11 protein-coding genes are annotated in these 14,143 nt (G+C 65.6%); 5 read left to right on the top strand and 6 right to left on the bottom strand.

The genetic code is table 11. The features are described 5' to 3' along the window. Window positions 1-71 precede the first annotated feature (71 nt). Entirely contained in the window at window positions 72-851 is a 780-nt protein-coding gene (locus JQ627_RS25760) for a L,D-transpeptidase (protein WP_212486896.1), read from the top strand. 17 nt (window positions 852-868) lie between these two features. After that, a complete protein-coding gene (locus JQ627_RS25755; RefSeq protein ID WP_212486895.1) occupies window positions 869-1,522 on the top strand; it encodes a DUF2865 domain-containing protein in 654 nt (217 codons plus the stop codon). Between the two features lie 224 nt (window positions 1,523-1,746). On the opposite strand, the gene JQ627_RS25750 is transcribed toward JQ627_RS25755, so the two are convergent. Both JQ627_RS25750 and JQ627_RS25745 read right to left on the bottom strand, forming a co-directional pair. Then, window positions 1,747-3,840 carry a methyl-accepting chemotaxis protein gene (locus JQ627_RS25750; RefSeq protein ID WP_212486894.1) on the bottom strand — a complete coding sequence of 698 codons (2,094 nt, stop codon included), beginning with the start codon at window positions 3,838-3,840 and terminating at the stop codon, window positions 1,747-1,749. 176 nt (window positions 3,841-4,016) lie between these two features. Next, window positions 4,017-6,110, bottom strand: a complete 2,094-nt coding sequence (locus tag JQ627_RS25745) for a methyl-accepting chemotaxis protein (RefSeq protein WP_212486893.1) — start codon at window positions 6,108-6,110, stop codon at window positions 4,017-4,019. 275 nt (window positions 6,111-6,385) lie between these two features. Between JQ627_RS25745 and JQ627_RS25740 the strand changes: the two genes are divergently transcribed. Continuing rightward, a complete protein-coding gene (locus tag JQ627_RS25740) occupies window positions 6,386-6,541 on the top strand; it encodes a Thivi_2564 family membrane protein (protein WP_042335954.1) in 156 nt (51 codons plus the stop codon). Between the two features lie 63 nt (window positions 6,542-6,604). Here JQ627_RS25740 and JQ627_RS25735 read toward each other — a convergent pair whose 3' ends face one another. The 4 genes from JQ627_RS25735 to cysD all read right to left on the bottom strand — a co-directional run bounded on the left by JQ627_RS25735 (window position 6,605) and on the right by cysD (window position 12,160). After that, entirely contained in the window at window positions 6,605-6,805 is a 201-nt protein-coding gene (locus tag JQ627_RS25735) for a CsbD family protein (RefSeq protein ID WP_028178419.1), read from the bottom strand. A gap of 158 nt (window positions 6,806-6,963) precedes the next feature. Further along, entirely contained in the window at window positions 6,964-9,129 is a 2,166-nt protein-coding gene (locus tag JQ627_RS25730) for a malate synthase G (protein ID WP_212486892.1), read from the bottom strand. Between the two features lie 300 nt (window positions 9,130-9,429). Next, on the bottom strand, window positions 9,430-11,346 hold the full coding sequence (gene cysC / locus JQ627_RS25725) for an adenylyl-sulfate kinase (protein WP_212486891.1): 1,917 nt from the start codon (window positions 11,344-11,346) through the stop codon (window positions 9,430-9,432). A 19-nt stretch (window positions 11,347-11,365) separates the two neighbouring features. Next, window positions 11,366-12,160 (bottom strand): sulfate adenylyltransferase subunit CysD, encoded by a 795-nt coding sequence (gene cysD, locus JQ627_RS25720; protein WP_035966115.1) that lies wholly within the window; start codon window positions 12,158-12,160, stop codon window positions 11,366-11,368. 236 nt (window positions 12,161-12,396) lie between these two features. Between cysD and cysG the strand changes: the two genes are divergently transcribed. Beyond that, window positions 12,397-13,821 carry a siroheme synthase CysG gene (gene cysG, locus JQ627_RS25715; protein ID WP_212486890.1) on the top strand — a complete coding sequence of 475 codons (1,425 nt, stop codon included), beginning with the start codon at window positions 12,397-12,399 and terminating at the stop codon, window positions 13,819-13,821. Beyond that, the gene (locus JQ627_RS25710; protein WP_212486889.1) at window positions 13,818-14,135 is read left to right on the top strand and encodes a DUF2849 domain-containing protein; all 318 of its coding nucleotides are present in this window, start codon (window positions 13,818-13,820) and stop codon (window positions 14,133-14,135) included. The genes cysG and JQ627_RS25710 overlap by 4 nt, the downstream gene beginning before the upstream one ends. Window positions 14,136-14,143: the final 8 nt, after the last annotated feature.

The raw sequence follows: 14,143 nt of genomic DNA, 5'->3' as shown, positions 1-14,143 counted from the left end.
AACTTGAGTCGGTGCGACTGCGTTGCTGGGAAGCCGCATCACCCTGATGCACACATCCAACGGGGCAGCACATGACAAGGTTCTCTCCAGCTCGTCGCCGCTTCTCGCCGCGCGCCGCTACCGCCATTGCCTTCGCGACAGTATTGCTGACCATGCCCTTCGCGGCACAGGCCCAGACGCTCGGCTACGCGCCGATGCAGCCGCTGGGATATCCGCAGGCCCCCAGCTATTCGCAGGGTTATGTCACCGCGGAGCCTCGGGCCGCCGACGAGGATGCCGCGCTGCCCGACCGGCTGCGCAAGCAGATCGTCAGCTTCGACAGGAGCGAGCCGGCCGGGACCATCGTCATCGATACCGGCAACACCTATCTCTATTACGTGCTCGGCAATGGCCGCGCGATCCGTTACGGTGTCGGCGTCGGCCGAGAAGGGTTCACCTGGGCCGGCGTGCAGAGTGTCAGCCGCAAGGCCGAGTGGCCGGACTGGCATCCGCCGGCCGAGATGATCGCGCGTCAGCCTTATCTGCCGCGCTTCGTCGCCGGCGGTCCCGGCAATCCGCTCGGCGCGCGCGCGATGTATCTCGGCTCGAGCGAATACCGGATCCACGGCACCAACGATCCCACCACGATCGGCAAGTTCGTCTCCTCCGGTTGTATTCGCATGACCAACGAGGACGTCACGGACCTGTTTGGCCGTGTCAATGTCGGCGCCAGGGTCGTGGTGCTGCCGAAGAACGCCCCGCTGATGGCCAGGGGCTACGACAGGGGGGGCGACCCCGTGCGCAAGCGCCCGGTGACGACGCTGCCTTCGGGACGGCAGGCGCTGACCATCGCGACGTCGGCCGTGAACTGAGAGTTGAGCGAGGTGATATGAAGAGACGTTCGATCGGCAGACTGGCCGGCGGCGCGGCGGCATGCTTCGCCGTCGCCTTGTTTGGCCTCGCGTTGACGCCGCCGGCGCATGCGGAAGACTTCTTCTCGGCGCTGTTCGGCGGCTTCCGCGCGCGCTCCGCGCCGGAGATCCGCATTCCGTTCCCGACCGGTGACATGCCGCGCTACGACACGCCGCGCCAGCGGGCCTCTTATGGCGGCGGCACTGCTTATTGCGTGCGCGGTTGCGATGGCCGCTACTTCCCGGCGCAAGGAAACGATGCCGAAAGCAAGGCGCAATCCTGCAAGAGCTTCTGCCCGACGTCCGAAACCTCGCTGGTCTACGGCAGCAATATCGACGACGCCACGACGGACAAGGGAAAATCCTATTCCGACCTGCCCAACGCGTTCCGATACCGCAACGAGATCGTTGCGGGCTGCACCTGCAACGGCAAGGATCCGGTCGGCCTCGCCCAGGTCAAGGTCGAGGACGATCCCACCCTGCGCAAGGGTGACATCGTTGCCGGCAGCGATGGCCTGGTGGTCGCCAACCGCAACGCCAAAGACCGCCAAGGCGTCGCGATGAACTTTTCGCCGCTGCCGGAATCGGTGCGCGCGAGATTCCGCCAGGTGCCGGTGGTCGCGAAGGAGTAGGGATGGCGTCGGCTGAGTTGGCGACGCTAGTCGCCCGACAAAAACTGTCGTCCCGGGGCGCGACGAAGTCGTGAACCCGGGACCCATAACCACAGGGAGACGTTTGGCGAAGACTCGGCGTTGCCAGCTCGCGCTGCAACTGCTCCCTGTGGTTATGGGTCCCCGTGCGCAATTGCGCACTAGGCGGGGACGACACCGAGAGTGGCGCGCTAATCTAGCGTGCCCTACGCCGCCCGTATCTTCCCCAGGAAATCACTCACCTGCTCGCCGAGCTGCCGGCTCTGCGTCTCCAGCGTTTCCGAGGCTTGCTTGACGTTGTCCGCCGCACCGGCAGCGGTGTCGGCGTCGGCCTTCACGCCGGTGATGTTGTCCGAGACGTTTTTGGTGCCCTGTGCCGCGTACTGCGTGCTGCGGGTGATCTCCTGCGTCGCGGCGCCCTGCTCCTGCACGGCGGCGGCAATCGCAGTCGCAACCTCGTTGACCTCGCCGATGATGCCGCCGATCGCCTGGATCGCGTTGATGGCATCGCCCGCGACCCGCTGAATGTCGGCAATCTGTTCGGAGATATCTTCGGTCGCCTTCGCGGTCTGGCTCGCCAATGATTTCACCTCGGATGCCACCACGGCGAAACCGCGCCCGGCTTCGCCGGCGCGAGCAGCTTCGATCGTGGCGTTGAGCGCGAGCAAATTGGTCTGCGCCGCGATGGTATTGATCAGCCCGACGACCTCGCCGATGCGTCCCGCCGATTGCGCCAGCCCCTGAACGGTGCCGTCGGTCTCGCGGGCCTGGTTGACGGCGCGGCTGGCGATCCCCGCGGCATGGGCGGCCTGCTGGCTGATGTCGTTGATCGAGGCAGAGAGCTCCTCGGCGGCTGCCGCAACGCTCTCGACGCTGGTAGAGGCGTCGTTGGACGCCTTGCCGGCGATCTCGACGCGCTCATTGGTCTGGCGCGACACCGCGGAGAGGTCGCCCGAGGTCTTGCGCATCTCGCCGGACGCCTCGCTCAGCTCGCCCAGCGATTTGCGCACCACGCCCTCGAATTCGCCGACATAGGCCTCCATCGCGCGCTGGCGCGCGGCGGCGCCGGCATTGCGCTCGCGCTCCTGCTCTTCGATCTTGAGCTTGTCGATCGCTTGCTGCTTGAAGGTTTCGAGCGCCCCGGCGAGCGAGCCGATCTCGTCCTTGCGGTCGAGATAGCCGCTGTCGACGCCAAGATCGCCGCCGGCGACCTTGAGCATCGCATCGCGAATTTTATGCAGCGGTGTGATCACGCGGCGGCTGACCGCCAGCATGGCGGCGCCGGTCAGGACGATCGCGGCGACCAGCAGGGCGGTATTGACCAGCAGCAGCTGCACCGCGGCCGCGCGCTGGGCGGCGGAGTGGTCCTTGGCGGCTTGCAGGGCCGCGTCGGCGAGCCTCACTGCGGTCATCATGCGGGGGACCGAATAGGGGCTCCACTGGTTGGCGGTCATCGACGGCTTCTCGCCCTTGGCAATCGTCGCGATGACGCCGTCGCGCGTCGAGGCATATTGCGGGTCGAAATAGGTCGATTTTGTCTCGGTGATCGCGGAAGCCAGTGCCGGCGGCAGCTGCATGCCCGATGCGGCCAGCTCGATCGCAGTCCATGCGGCTTCCGTGCCGCCGATGAATTTGGTGTAGGCGAGCTGCACTTCGGGCGCGATCCTGCCGCTGCCGAGCGCGTTGCCGACGATCTGCGAGGACTCGCCGGCGGTGTTGCGGAGCAGCCAGGCCATCTGCTTGATGGTCAGGAGCTGGTCGATGGTCGCGTCCTGGTGGTTGACGCTCGCTGCGAGCGCGCCGGCGAGCTTGTCGAGCTGCGCCATCAGCGTGTCCTCGGTCGCGACATATTCCTTGGCGAGGCCTGCGCGGCGCTCGGCCTTGGGCTTGACGACCTCGGTCCAGAACTCCGCCTGTGCTGCAAGCAGCGTCTTGTTCAGCGTGCCGAGGTCGGCGAGGAAGGCCTCGCGCTGCACGACGTCGGTCGTGGGCAGGATCTCGAGCGTGCGGGCCAGCGCCGGCATCAGCGCATCGCGAATCTCGCGGATGTATTTCTCGATGTCCTTGTCCATCGCGACATCGGAGGTGAGCTGGCGATTGCTGGTCGAGCGGTCGGCCCGGATGTTCGCCATCGCCTTGAACACCTCGGCCGAGGCCGCCGAAACCGCGACGATCCGGTTGGCCTGCTGAAGCCGGCCCCATGAGCTCCATGCGCTGATCGAGAAGCCGATGACGACGACGAGTGCGGTGGAGAGGACCACCGCCTTCAGCAGCGTGGATACGGTCAGGCGATTGAGCATTGGACACCCCGGTACGCGTTTCGAAGTTCGTGGCCGCCGGCAGCCCCCTACGAACTTCGAACGACCAAAGGGATGCATGCGGAAGCGCCTGCCTTCGGCAGGCGCTTGAAGCGCATTTGGCCCGAAAAGGGTAAAAACTTAGACAGTGTTCCTGCCGTAAAATTACGGGCGCCGCCTTAGGCGGCGCGGATCTTGCCCAGGAAGTCGCTGACCTCATGGCCGAGCTGGCGGCTCTGGTTCTCCAGCATCTCGGAGGCCTGCTTCACGTTGTCCGCGGCGGCTGCGCCAGCGTCAGCATCGGCCTTCACGCCGGTGATGTTGTCCGAGACGTTCTTGGTGCCCTGCGCCGCAAACTGCGTGCTGCGCGTGATCTCCTGGGTCGCCGCACCCTGCTCCTGCACGGCGGCGGCGATTGCGGTGGCGACCTCGTTCACTTCGCCGATGATGCCGCCGATGGTCTGGATCGCGTTGATGGCATCGCCCGCGACCTTCTGGATGTCGGCGATCTGCTCGGAAATCTCTTCCGTCGCCTTCGCGGTCTGGCTCGCCAGCGACTTCACCTCGGAGGCGACGACCGCAAAGCCACGGCCGGCCTCGCCGGCGCGCGCCGCTTCGATCGTGGCGTTGAGCGCGAGCAGGTTGGTTTGCGCCGCGATGGTGTTGATCAGGCCGACGACCTCGCCGATGCGTCCGGCAGATTTTGCCAGACCCTGCACGGTGCCGTCGGTTTCGCGCGCCTGGGTGACGGCGCGGCCGGCGATGCCTGCGGCGTGCGCCGCCTGCTGGCTGATGTCGTTGATCGAGGCCGAGAGCTCCTCGGCTGCAGCCGCGACGCTGTCGACGCTCATGGAGGCGTCATTGGAGGCCTTGCCGGCGACCTGGACGCGGTCGTTGGTCTGGCGTGACACGGCGGAGAGATCGCCCGAAGTCTTGCGCATTTCTCCGGAGGCTTCGCTGAGCTCGCCCAGCGTCTTGCGCACCGCGCCCTCGAATTCGCCGACATAGGCCTCGACGGCGCGCTGGCGCGCGGCCGCGCCGACGTTGCGTTCGCGCTCGTGCTCCTCGATCTTGAGTTTCTCGGTCGCCTGCTGCTTGAAGGTTTCCAGCGCGCCGGCCAGCGCGCCGATCTCGTCATGGCGGTCGAGATAGCCGCTGTCGACGGCGAGGTCGCCGCCGGCAACCTTGAGCATGGCGTCGCGGATGGTGTTGAGGGGATGGATGACGCGGCGGCTGACCAGCATGACCGCGCCGACGGCGAGGCCGATGGCGAGCGCCAGAAGCGCAAGCTGCACGATCAGCGCGCGCTGCGCGGCGCCGCGTTGCTCCAGCGTATGGACCTTGGCGCCGTCGAGCGCAGCTTCCGCCACCGCGACGGCACTCGCCAGGCGGCCGACCGTGAGCGGGCTCCACTGATTGGCGGTCATCTCGGCCTTCTCGCCCTTGACCAGCGTGTCCGCGAGACGGTCGCGCAGGGTGAGATATTGCGGCTCGAAATAGGCGGTCTTGGCCGCGGTCATGGCGGATGCGAGCGCGGGCGGCAACTGCATGCCCGAGGTCGCCAATTCCAATGCCTTCCACATCGCCGCCGTGCCGCCGACATGTTGGGTGTAGTTATAGCGGGCCTCGGGCGTGATCTTGCCGGCGGCGAGGCCGGTCGAGACGACCAGCGAGGCTTCGCCCGCGGTGTTGCGGAGCAGCCAGGCATTCTGCTTGATCGACAGCAGCTGGTCGATCACGGCATCCTGGTGGTTGACGGTGGCGGCGAGGACGCCCGAGAGCTTGTCGAGCGTCTCGAGCAGGCCCTGCGTCGTCTCCATGTATTCCTTCGGCAGGCCGGCGCGGCGCTGGTCCTTCGGTTTGGCAACATCCTCCCAGAACTGCTTCTGCTCTTCGCCCAGCAGCTTGTAGAGGCGTGCGAGCTCCGGCACCAGCGTGCCCGATTGCGGGAAGTCGATGCTCGGCAGCAGCTCGAGCGCGCGGGCCATCGCCGGCATCTGCGCATCGCGCAGGCTCCGCAGATATTTCTCGATTTCGGAGTCCATCGGCTCGGTCGCGTTCAGCAGCCGCGACGTGGTCGAGCGGTCGGTGCGCAGATTGTGCATCGCCTTGAACAGATCGGCGGAGGCGTCGGCGATCTGCGAGATGCGGTTGGCGGTCTTGAGGCGGTCCCAGGACGCGTAGGCGGTGAGTGAAAGCGCGATCACCACACAGACCGACGTGATGGCGATCACCGCCTTCAGCAGCGCGGACACGGTCAGACGATTCAGCATCGAAGCCCCCATGAATTCCCATTGCAAAGTTCGTCGAGACGCCCCGGCAACATCGAAAACGGAGGGGCACGCAGATCGGCAATCGCATGCCGTTTGCGGCGCATGACCCAAACGGTTTCCGCATCTGAAACGAAAAGGGTAAAGTTTTTAGGCAGGTCGGCCGATCGTAGAAGTACGTATTTACTAGAAGTTGCAGTGGCTTGCTTCGATGGAACCTGCGTGGGAGATGGACGTTAGAGCACCGTCAGCAATTTGCCTGAAGGGGGGTCCTCGCGATGCTGGTCGGCGTACTCGTCACCTTTCTCGTCGTCATTCTCGTGCTCTATCTCATCAACATGCTGCCGATGGACGGCCGCGCCAAGCAGATCGCACGCGTGATCGTCATCATTATCGGCGTGGTGTCGCTGCTGAAATACCTGACGGTGTTCTAGCTGCGGTATTGCAGTGCCAAACAAAAAGCCCCGGCCTGAGCCGGGGCTTCATTTGTTCTGCGCTTAATGCAGTCCCTTGAGCCAGTCGTCGACGTCCTGACGAACCTGGTCCTTGGCCTTGCCGTAGCGCTCCTGGAGCCGGCCCTCGAGCTGCTCGCGGCGGCCCTCGATCAATGTGAGGTCGTCATCGGTGAGCTTGGCCCACTTCTCCTTGGCCGACCCCTTGAACTGCTTCCAGTTTCCTTCGATGCGATTCCAGTCCATGTGCATCTCCCGTTGCTGATGGCCCGACAACGCGAGGCGTGGGCGGCCGTTCCTTCGCGCGCCGCGACGTTTCGCCCAGCAAAAAAGCCCCGGCCAGCGCCGGGGCTTTTGACATTCCGATGACTGAACACAGCCGACCTTGTTATCCAAGCGCCTTGTCAGCCAGCCGCCTTGGCTTCGCGCCGGCGGGCGGTGAGGATGTACTCGGTGTAGCCGTTCGGCTGTGCGCGGCCCTTGAAGATGAGATCGCAGGCGGCCTTGAAGGCCACGCCGTCGAAGGCGGGCGCCATCGGCTTGTAGATGGCATCGCCCGCGTTCTGCTTGTCGACGACGACGGCCATGCGCTTGAGCGATTCCATCACCTGCGCCTCGGTGATGACGCCCTGGTGCAGCCAGTTGGCGAGATGCTGGCTGGAGATACGCAAGGTGGCGCGGTCTTCCATCAGCCCGACATCGTGGATGTCAGGCACCTTGGAGCAGCCGACGCCCTGGTCGATCCAGCGCACGACATAACCCAGAATGCCCTGGCAGTTGTTGTCGATCTCCTGCTTGACGTCGTCGGGGGCCCAGTTCGACTTCGACACCGGAATGGTGAGGATGTCCGAGAGCTTTGCGCGCGGGCCGCCCTTGGTCAGCTCCTGCTGGCGCGCGGTCACGTTGACCTGATGGTAGTGCAGGGCATGCAGCGTCGCCGCCGTCGGCGAGGGCACCCAGGCGGTGGTGGCGCCGGCCTGCGGATGCGCGAGCTTCTGCGCCAGCATGTCCGCCATCTTGTCGGGCGCGGCCCACATGCCCTTGCCGATCTGGGCGTGGCCGGGCAGGCCGTCGATCAGGCCCATGTCGACGTTCCAGTCCTCATACGCCTTGATCCAGGCCTGCGCCTTCATCTCGTTCTTGCGGATCATCGGACCCGCTTCCATCGAGGTGTGGATCTCGTCGCCGGTGCGGTCGAGGAAGCCGGTGTTGATGAACATGATGCGCTTCGAGGCACGCTGGATGCAGGCCTTGAGGTTGACGGTGGTGCGCCGCTCCTCGTCCATGATGCCGACCTTGAGCGTGTTCTCGGGCAGTGACAGCATCTTCTCGACGCGGTCGAAGATCTCGCAGGTCAGCGACACCTCGTCCGGGCCGTGCATCTTCGGCTTGACGATGTAGGCAGATCCGGTGCGGCTGTTCTTGGTCTTCGAGTTGCCCTTCAAGTCATGAATGGCAAGAAGCCCCGAGATCGCGGCATCGAGCAGGCCTTCCGGAATCTCCTCGCCCGCCTCGTCGAGCACCGCGTCGGTGAACATGTGGTGACCGCAATTGCGCATCAGCAGCAAGCTGCGGCCGTGCAGCTTGACCTCGCCCTTGCCATCAGGCGTCTTGTAGCTGCGGTCGGAATTGAGCGAGCGCGTCAGCGTCTTGCCGCCCTTCTCGAAATCGGCCGACAGCGTGCCGTTCATCAGGCCGAGCGTGTTGCGATAGACCAGCACCTTGTCCTCGGCGTCGACCGCGGCGACCGAGTCCTCCATGTCGAGGATGGTCGACACGGCGGATTCCATGATCATGTCGGCGACGCCGGCCGGATCGTCCTTGCCGATCGTGCTGCTGCGGTCGATCTTGACCTCGACGTGCAGGCCGTTGTTGGTGAGGAGCACGGCGGACGGCGCTGCCGCATCGCCCTGGAAGCCGGCGAACTGCGCCGCGTTCTTCAGCGCCGTGGCATTGCCGCTCTTCAGCTTCACCGCGAGCTGGCCCGCGACGACGCTATAGGCGGTGACGTCGGTGTGGCTGCCGGTCGCCAGCGGCGCGGCGGCATCGAGGAAGGCTTTTGCCTTGGCGATAACCTTGTCGCCGCGCGCCTTGTTGTAACCCTTGCCGCTCTCGGAAGGATCGTGCGGAATCGCGTCGGTGCCGTAGAAGGCGTCATAGAGCGAGCCCCAGCGCGCGTTCGCCGCGTTCAGCGCATAGCGTGCATTGGTCAGCGGCACGACGAGCTGCGGGCCGCAGATCTTGCCGATCTCTTCGTCCACATTGGCGGTCTCGACCTTCTGCGTCGCCGGCTCGGGGACGAGATAGCCGATCTCCTTCAGGAACGCGGTGTAGGCATCGAGGTCGAACGCCTTGCCCTTGTTGGCACGGTGCCAGTCGTCGATCTTGGCCTGCAGCGTGTCGCGTACGGCGAGCAGCGCGCGGTTTTTCGGCCCCAGATCCTTGATGATGGCGGCGGCCCCGGCCCAGAACGCATCCGGCGCGATCCCCGTCTTCGGGGCCGCTTCCTTGGCGATGAAGTCAAACAGGACGGGAGCGATCTTCAATCCGTGGGCGTCGACGCGTTTCATGATGGGCTTTCTTGTTGGAAATGACTGTTTTTTGGCTGCTTTTGACCCGACAGCAGCAAAATGCGCCCACTGGGGGCGGCTTTCAGGGCCTATTAGCCCCAAAATCGGGGCGGTGAGAAGACCCCTAAAGGTCTGTCAAAATGTCAAGAAGAGGTGTGGGAGGCCCCACGCACCAGTGTCATTCCCCGCGAAAGCGGGGAATCCAGTACGCCGCGGCTTCTCCGTATCCTAACGCTGTCTCTGGAATACTGGGTCGCCCGGTCAAGCCGGGCGACGACAGCGGGGATTAGGCGGGCTCAATCAAATATTCGCGGCGAGATCCACCATCTCGTCGAACAGCACGCCGGTGGTCTTCAGCATCTGTTCGATCTCGTCTGCCGCCTCGGCGACCGTCCGCGTCGACGTGTCGATCACGAGCTCGGCGGCCTGCGGCGCTTCGTAGTCGTTGCCGATGCCGGTGAACGACGCGAGCGCGCCGGCACGGGCTTTCTTGTAATGACCCTTGGGATCACGATCCTCGCAGACCTCTGCCGGTGTCGCGACATGGATCTCGCGGAACGCGGTGTCCGCGATGCGGCGCGCCGCGGCGCGGTCCTCGCGCGCGGGCGAGACGGCGGCGACGATCGCGATGTGGCCGTTGCGGGCGAGATGCGTGGCGACCTCGGCGAGGCGGCGGATGTTCTCGCTGCGGTCGGCGGCGGAGAAGCCGAGATCGTTGTTGAGCCCGGCGCGCAGCGTGTCGCCGTCGAGCAGGATCGGCGAGCCGCCATTGGTGAACAGCCGCCGCTCCAGCGCCTTGGCCAGCGTCGACTTGCCGGAGGCCGGCAGACCCGTCAGCCAGACCACCGCGCCGTTGTGCTGGTAGCGCGCGGAGCGCTCGTCGGGACGCAGCGCCGATTCCACCGGCACGATATCGACAGGCACCGCGCGCTGGCCGGCATCGACCGACAGCACGAGACCGCCGCCGGCGATGCGCCCGGAGACTTCGATCACGAGACGGCCGGTGCGCGGGTTCTCGGTGTAGGGATCGGCAGCAATCGGGCTCGAAAGGGAGATGTCGATCTCGCCGACATGGTTGCGGCCGATCGCCTTGTTCTCGGTGCTCGACAGCTCGCCGGGATCGACCGCCTTCTCGATGGCGACGACGGTGGCACGGCTTTCCTTCGGGCCGCAGCGGACCAGGAGCTGGTCGCCCTTGGCGAGCGGCTTGTCGTGCAGCCAGAAGATGCGCGCGCGCAGACGGCGCGTTTCGCGCGGCGCGGAGCCGGCATGCGCGACGATGTCGCCACGCTCGATGAACAATTCGCGGTCGAGCGTGATGCCGACCGAGCGGCCCGCGCCCTGACGTCCCGCGACCGGCGTCACCGGCCAGCTCTCGACCGTCTTGATCTTGGTGATCTTGCCGGCCGGCATGATCACGATCTCGTCGCCGGCAATCAGGCTGCCGGATTCGATACGGCCCGCCACGATGCGGCGGTCGTCGAACTTGTAGATGGCCTGCACCGGAAGCCGCAGCGCCAGCGCTTCCAGCGGACGCGCCGGCTCGAGCTGGTCCAGCGCCTCGACCACGGTCGGGCCCTTGTACCAGCCGATGCGGTCGGTGCGCTCCGCGACGCCGTCGCCGTCGCGGGCCGAGATCGGGATCACCGCCGTCGGCGTCACGCCGAGGCCGTTGAGATGCGCGGAGATCTCGTCGCTGATTTCCTTGAAGCGGTCGGCGGAGAAGTCGACGCGGTCCATCTTGTTGACGACGACCGCGACCTGCTTCACGCCGAGCAGGTGCAGAAGATAGCCGTGCCGCCTGGTCTGGTCGCGCACGCCTTCGAGCGCGTCGATGATCAGCACTGCCCCGTCCGCCTGTGAGGCGCCGGTGATCATGTTGCGCAGGAATTCGGCGTGGCCGGGCGCGTCGATCAGCACGATGTCGCGTGAGTTGGTGCGGAAGCGGATCTGCGTGGTGTCGATGGTGATGCCCTGGTCGCGCTCGGTCTGGAGCGCATCGAGCAGGAACGACCATTCGAACGGCATGCCGCGCCGCGCGCTGACGGCCTTGAGCATTTCAAGCTTGCCGTCGGGCAGGCTGCCGGTCTCATGCAGCAGGCGGCCGACCAGGGTCGACTTGCCGTGGTCGACATGGCCGACGATGACGATGCGCACTTGCGGACGCGTGGTGCCGTTCGGAGTGGCAGGCGAAGCGGGGGTGACGATCATGTTCATGCGGCGCTCGCGTCCTTGATCAGAGATAGCCGGCGACGCGCAGGCGCTCGAAGGCGTCCTCGGTCTCGTGGTCGAGCGCACGGCCGGCACGTTCCGGCACCTTGGTCTGCTCGAGCTCGGCCAGGATCTCGTCGATGTTCGACGCGGTCGAATTCACCGGGTTGGTGATGTCCTGATCGCCCAGCGAGCGGTATCGCTTGCCGTTCTGCGATAGATAGAGCGGGATGATCGGGATGTTCTCGCGCTTGGTGTAGGCCCAGATGTCGGCCTCGGTCCAATGCAGGATCGGATGGATGCGCAAATGCGCGCCTTGCGGCGGCGACGCATTGAAATGATCCCAGAACTCCGGCGGCTGGTCGCGGACGTCCCAATTGCCTTCGAGACCGCGCGGCGAGAATACGCGCTCCTTGGCACGGGTTGCTTCCTCGTCGCGGCGGATGCCGGCGATCAGGCCGTCAAAACCGTACTTGCCGAGTGCCATCTTGAGGCCCTCGGTCTTGCGTGCGGCGGAACGGGCGGCCGGCGGCAGCGTTGGGTCGACGGCATCGATGGGCGGGCAGGGCTCGACGCGCAAATCGAGATCCCACTCTTTTCCGTAGTGGTCGCGGAAGCGGTACATCTCCGGAAACTTCTTGCCGGTGTCGACGTGGAGGGCGGGGAACGGCAGCCGGCCGAAGAACGCCTTGCGCGCCAGCCAGATCATGACGTTGGAGTCCTTGCCGAGCGACCACAGCAGGGCGATCTTCTTCAGGCGGCCGAAGGCCTCGCGGAAAATGTAGATGCTCTGCGCCTCGAGCTGGTCGAGATGATCCATGCTGGGGGCAGTCAGCCCGACGGGAATTTGCTCGGAAACGGGAGTCCGGGAGTCCCGCCCATCTGCACCGGAATCGGTCCTGAGAAGATGCATCTCTGCCACTTTGCGTTTGGAGGCGAATTTTCTATAGTTGCGGTGCAGAAGAGAAGAAAAAATTTTCTCTTTGCGCGCTCGAAACGACACATATATAGAAAATAATTCCAGTCAACCCCGGATGTGGGGGAAGCGAGTATCGTATGCGGTTCTTGCCGGTGTTCCTCGATCTCAAGGCCGGTCCGGTGGTCCTCATCGGCGCGGGCGAGCTTTTGCGCGCCAAGCTGCGCGTGCTCGCTGCAGCCGGTGCGCGCATCCGCGTGTATGCGATCGACGGCAATCAGGATCTGGGTCTCAGCTCCGACGACGCTGCGCGTATTGACATCGTGACTGGTGATCCGCTCACCGCCGATCTCTCGGGCGTCATTGCCATCGTTTGCGCGGGCGCGGGCGATGTCGGCGTGGCGATGTCGGTCCGCGCCAAGGCGCTGGGCCTGCCCGTCAACGTCATGGACGATCTCGAACATTCCAGCTTCATCTTCCCGGCGATCGTCGATCGCGGCGATGTCGTGGTCGCCGTCGGCACCGGCGGCACCTCGCCGGTGGTGGCGCGGCGCGTGCGCGAGAAGATCGAGGCGCTGCTGCCGGCGCGCATCGGCGAACTCGCCGAGTTCATCGGCGGCTTCCGCAAGTCCATCAACGAGCGCATCGCCGAGTTTCCGCTGCGTCGCCGCTTCTGGGAGCGCGTCATCGACGGTCCGATCGGCGCATCCGTGCTCGCGGGCCGCAAGGGCGAGGCCGACGCCGCGATCAAGGCGATTTCCGATCCGTCCGCATTCGCGCGTGCCGACAAGCCGGAAGGCTCCGTCATGCTGGTCGGCGCCGGGCCCGGCGATCCCGACCTTCTCACCATCAAGGCGCTGCGTGCGCTCCAGGATGCCGATATCGTCTTCCATGACGAACTGGTCTCGGGCGAAATTCTCGATCGCATCCGCCGCGACACCACGCGTGTCGCCGTCGGCCGCCGCGTCGGCAAGCCCGGTATCGGCCAGGATGCCATCAACAAGCGCATGATCGAAGCCGCGCAATCCGGCCAGCGCGTGGTGCGGTTGAAGGGCGGCGACCCCTTCGTGTTCGGCCGCGGCGGCGAAGAGGTCGAAGCGTTGCGCGCGGCCGGAATCGCCTATTCGATCATCCCCGGCATCACTGCCGGGCTCGGCGGCGCCGCCGATTTCGAGGTGCCGCTCACCTATCGTCATGAAGCGACCCGCATCACTTTCCTCACCGCGCACAAGGCGCGCGATGCGGAGACGGTGGATTGGTCGACGCTGACCGACACCAAAATGACCGTCGTGGTCTATATGGGCATGACCGCTGCGCCCGCGATCCGCGCCGGCCTGTTCGCAGCCGGCCGCTCGCCGGAGACGCCGGTCGGCGTGTTCGCCCGCGTCACGCGCCCGGATGCGCAAGGCGCGATCGGTACGCTGCGCGACCTGCCCGAGCTCGTGCGGCGGACCCATGGCGGTCCCGCCATCCTCATCATCGGCGACGTGGTCCGGCATGCCGGCTCGCTTCGCCGCCAGACTCCTCAACACATCATCTCTGACCTATTGGATGCAGCCGAATGACCTCCCCGCTTGAACAGAAGAAGATCAAAATCGCCGGCCCCTCGGTCGTGACTGCCAACCGCACCTGGGATGGCATCGTGGTTTACCGCACCGCCGCCAAGAGCTGGTCCGCGGACCTGTCGGAAGCCGCGATCGTGCGCAACTCGGACGAGGCCAAAGCGTTGCTTGCGGAGTCCGTTGCCGATGACGTCGGCGCAATCGGTCCCTATATCGCACCGGTGCAGGTCGGCGCCGACGGCAGGATCGAACCCGGCAATCTGCGCGAACAGATCCGCCGAACCGGTGTCACCATCGGACAGCCGGCCCAGGTTTAAGGCGCTTT

It is taken from the genome of Bradyrhizobium liaoningense (assembly GCF_018130785.1).
GTDB classification, from domain to species: Bacteria; Pseudomonadota; Alphaproteobacteria; order Rhizobiales; family Xanthobacteraceae; genus Bradyrhizobium; species Bradyrhizobium liaoningense_A.
This window is presented reverse-complemented; position numbering and strand designations above follow the sequence as displayed.

Bases quoted from the DNA above. Each gene is read 5' to 3' on its own strand.
- JQ627_RS25745 (WP_212486893.1), bottom strand. From the start codon at position 6,110: ATGCTGAATCGTCTGACCGTGTCCGCGCTGCTGAAGGCGGTGATCGCC.
- JQ627_RS25735 (WP_028178419.1), bottom strand. From the start codon at position 6,805: ATGGACTGGAATCGCATCGAAGGAAACTGGAAGCAGTTCAAGGGGTCG.
- JQ627_RS25760 (WP_212486896.1), top strand. From the start codon at position 72: ATGACAAGGTTCTCTCCAGCTCGTCGCCGCTTCTCGCCGCGCGCCGCT.
- JQ627_RS25740 (WP_042335954.1), top strand. From the start codon at position 6,386: ATGCTGGTCGGCGTACTCGTCACCTTTCTCGTCGTCATTCTCGTGCTC.
- JQ627_RS25710 (WP_212486889.1), top strand. From the start codon at position 13,818: ATGACCTCCCCGCTTGAACAGAAGAAGATCAAAATCGCCGGCCCCTCG.
- cysD (WP_035966115.1), bottom strand. From the start codon at position 12,160: ATGGATCATCTCGACCAGCTCGAGGCGCAGAGCATCTACATTTTCCGC.
- JQ627_RS25755 (WP_212486895.1), top strand. From the start codon at position 869: ATGAAGAGACGTTCGATCGGCAGACTGGCCGGCGGCGCGGCGGCATGC.
- JQ627_RS25750 (WP_212486894.1), bottom strand. From the start codon at position 3,840: ATGCTCAATCGCCTGACCGTATCCACGCTGCTGAAGGCGGTGGTCCTC.
- JQ627_RS25730 (WP_212486892.1), bottom strand. From the start codon at position 9,129: ATGAAACGCGTCGACGCCCACGGATTGAAGATCGCTCCCGTCCTGTTT.
- cysC (WP_212486891.1), bottom strand. From the start codon at position 11,346: ATGAACATGATCGTCACCCCCGCTTCGCCTGCCACTCCGAACGGCACC.
- cysG (WP_212486890.1), top strand. From the start codon at position 12,397: ATGCGGTTCTTGCCGGTGTTCCTCGATCTCAAGGCCGGTCCGGTGGTC.